This window comes from Mesotoga sp. UBA5557 (assembly GCF_002425715.1).
Taxonomy (GTDB): Bacteria; Thermotogota; Thermotogae; order Petrotogales; family Kosmotogaceae; genus Mesotoga.
Genome location: NZ_DIMV01000067.1, coordinates 76169 through 77054, shown reverse-complemented (window position 1 = coordinate 77054; position 886 = coordinate 76169). Strand labels below are relative to the sequence as shown.

Sequence of the window (886 nt, the reverse complement as noted above, 5' to 3'; positions counted from 1 at the left end):
AGTAATGGACTTACCGAAATATCCGACGACACGATTCTGAGGATGTTAAAAAAAACAGGTTATAAATAGAACGCTTCTCAAAACAGTCTGCATAGATGATTTCGCAACCAGGAAGGGCCACACATATGGCACATTAATGGTAGACTATGAGACCTCAAAGGTTGTAGATATGATTCCATCAAGGGATACTGGCGAAGTTACAGAGTGGTTGAGAGGATATCCCGAAATAGAAGTGGTATCAAGAGATGGGTCCATAGGATATGCGAAGGCCGTAGCAGAAGCTTTGCCCGGGGCACTACAGGTAAGTGATCGTTTTCATCTGGTTAAGAACCTTATGGATGGAGCAAGCGAGTATATTAGGCGCACAATACCTTCCAGAATAAAGCTGAAAGAAGTAGTTGGCGAAAATCAAACAGTGAGAAAACTTACCAAGGCCGAAATCAAACGTAGAGAAACAGAAGAAGCGAAGAATGAGCTTGTTGAGACTGTCAAAGAAATGTATCAGAAAGGATACTCAGTAAGCGCCATTTCCAGAGAACTAAAGATAGATTGCCGGACAGCAACAAAATACGTTAAGCATCAGGGAAGGATGCTGAGCGCCTCAAGAGAAAGAAGAAGCATACTCGACCCATACAAAGAAACTATAATCACTCTTAATCATGAAAGAAAGACAATAGCCAGTATATTCAGAGTCATTGTTAAAGAAGGCTATAAAGGTTCATACAGGAATTTGAACGCATTCTTGGCTGAATACAACGAAGGTTTGGGAAGAAGGCACAGAAAGACTTCTCCCGAAAAGATTCTTAGAAGAGGACTGTTGATCTCATTTCTACACAACGATATCTCAAGGTTCAAAGTGGAAGATCAAGAGAAGATAGAAGAGTAT

1 protein-coding gene is annotated in these 886 nt (G+C 40.9%); it reads left to right on the top strand.

Annotation, left to right across the window (positions count from 1 at the left end; translation table 11 throughout):
• Positions 1–136: 136 nt before the first annotated feature.
• On the top strand, positions 137–886 hold a 750-nt coding region (locus tag B3157_RS09275; RefSeq protein WP_292590222.1), incomplete at its 3' end, for a transposase.